At 66.0% G+C, this 2,450-nt stretch carries 2 protein-coding genes; both read right to left on the reverse strand.

All coding sequences use genetic code 11. The features are described 5' to 3' along the window. Positions 1-341 precede the first annotated feature (341 nt). A complete protein-coding gene (locus AB0B63_RS32410; RefSeq protein ID WP_357025847.1) occupies positions 342-605 on the reverse strand; it encodes a DUF1883 domain-containing protein in 264 nt (87 codons plus the stop codon). Between the two features lie 70 nt (positions 606-675). Continuing rightward, positions 676-1,935, reverse strand: coding sequence for a hypothetical protein (locus tag AB0B63_RS32415; RefSeq protein ID WP_357025850.1), 1,260 nt, complete (start codon positions 1,933-1,935; stop codon positions 676-678). Positions 1,936-2,450 lie beyond the last annotated feature (515 nt).

Here is a 2,450-nt window from a genome sequence, read left to right on the forward strand (position 1 = left end):
CACCACCTCCCACCACGAGTGCTGGGAGACAGCCTGCCCGATCCATCCTCAGAACCGACGCATTACCCGACCAACGTTCAAAGACGAGGCACTAGAAGTCGAGCGGAGGGAGCGCGCGGCCGTCTAGCAAAGTGCGAACTTGCCCGGCAGGTCGGACTTTGCGGCCTGGAGGTCGCGGAACACCACTCGTGAGGCTGTGAGTGTTCGCTCCCGGTCCCACGTGAGAGTCCGTTGGTGTGGCGCAGTGCAGCACCGAGAGCACGTAGGACGGTGGGAGGCAGAGGTGCTCTGCACCCGTGCAGGGCCGCCCCCACCTCCCGCCCGCGTGTTCCCGGTGGTGGTCAGTCAAAGGTCTGAGTCACCTTGACGGTGATTCGTCGGGGGTAGCTGTCGACGACGAGGTACCAGTGGTCGTCGTAGGGCACCTCCAGGTCGACGGGGCTGGTGTCGTAGAAGCCGCCGAAGTACTCGTACTCGTTACCGTCGAGATAGGCCTGGTAGGAGTCGGTGTCCATGAGGCAGACCCGGGCGGTCGAGCCGCGCATCTCTACCTCGAACGTGCCTCCCCCCGCACAAGCGCCGAGGTTCCAGTACAGGTGCTCCACACGCTATGTGTAGCGGATGGTGTCACTGAGTGGAAGCCGCCGTGACTCGGCTCGCCGAGGGGCAGCCTGGTCAGTTGTCGGGTGGCAGGACCAGGTCGAGGAACTCGGTGTAGGCGTTCTCTCCGAGTAGCTTGCCGTCGAGGGCGAGGGCTTGGCGTAGGGAGAAGCCGGTGACCGTCGGCGGTATGTTCAGGGTGCGCTCGGCCTCGCCGACGATCTCCGCGACGACGGCTCGGGCCTGCTCGGGCTTGTGCTGGATGAGCCAGTCGAGCATCCGGGTGATCGCGTGATTGATCGGGTAGCTGACCTCCTCGTCGCGTGCGGTGCGCTGCCAGTCGGCGAACTCGAACAGCACGGCGGCGCGGATCGTCGCGCCAAGGTCGTCCAGGGGGACGATCCGGTCGAGGCTGGCGGCTGCGGTCCAGGCGACGTCGTGGGCGATCTCGCGCACCGCGGCCTTGGTGCGCCAGCGCAGCGCGAACCGTTTGCGGTTGCTGTCGCGGTCCCACAGGTCGATGGTGAAGGCGGTGGTGAAGTAGTCCCACAACCGGGCGACGCCGATCGACAGGTTGTCGTGGTCACGGTCGGCCATGGTGCGGGCGACGCCGTCACGGGAGCGGGCGCGGGTTTCGGCCCAGTCCTCGGCGACCGGACGCGACCACATGCTGCGCCCGCCGACGATGGCCTGGGGTAGCGGTACCTCGCTTTCGCCGCGGGCCTGGTAGGCGCGCAGGGTGCTGGCGCCGATCCCAGCGACCTCGGCCAGCTCAGCCACGCCGAGCAGTTGATCCGCGGCGAGTTCCGGGGCGGTCAGGTGCACCACGCAGCCGGCCAGGTGCCGGCCGCCACCGTGCCGGGCCGCCCAGAGGGCGAAGTCATCACGCCAGTGACGCGACCCCGCCACCCGCACCGCGTCCAGGTCGAGATCGGCGATCGCCCACAGGACACCCTTGCTCGGGTCGCCCTGCGGTTGATCGGCGGCACTGATAGTCAACGCCGCGGGAACCGGCCGGCTGACGTAGATCTCCCGAGCCCGGTCGAACACCTGCGACGGCCGGTACCACGTCACACCGTCCCACCAGTAGCCGCCGGAACGGAACAACAACGCCTCATCCTCGTACGACATGTACGCGCTGGCGACGTCCTCGTTGCGGTACAACACCACCGACCGGCCATGCTCAGGATGCCACCGCACCACCCAGCCCAGGTCCGGTCGCAACGAGTCAGTGGTGAACGCGACCCAACCACCGTCCTTGCACGAATCCGTACGACCCCACGTCCCAGCATCGCGCTTACGACCGACCGCCTCGATCGCATCCGGGTCATCCACCGGCAGATGGGAGTCATCGACAAACGGCAGGTCGGGAATCGGGTGATCCGTTCGCGACCCGTTCCCCACCGCCACGTACTGATACGACAGCGCCAAACCTCAACCCTCCGAGCGCTAGTGCTGTAGGTGTCTACAGCGTAGCCGATGGAGAGTGACAACGCCCTAAGCCTGAAGAACCGACAAATCGGCTACCTTAACTGCAGCATGCGGAATCCTGCATGCACTGAAACCGATCCCTCGTTGGTCCGTCCCTGGATAGCGGCTTGCTACGCCATATGAGGGTCTCGGCATGGCGGTCCTAGAAGATCAACGCCTGCTCTCATCCGCGCGCGTGACGCAGGGTGCTCTGACGACATGCGGAAAGGGCCGCCTCTGCGATCTTGTTCACTTGATGCTCGTAGCCCCTATGGGCGGGTCGCCGCAGGGTCTGCTGCACCGATAGGTGACAGTTTCAGTCACGCGGCCTGATTGGCCGGTGGGGTCATGATGGTCTCGTACTCGATGGGGGTCAACCG

The organism is Micromonospora sp. NPDC049081, assembly GCF_040648835.1.
Classification (GTDB): Bacteria; Actinomycetota; Actinomycetes; order Mycobacteriales; family Micromonosporaceae; genus Micromonospora; species Micromonospora antibiotica.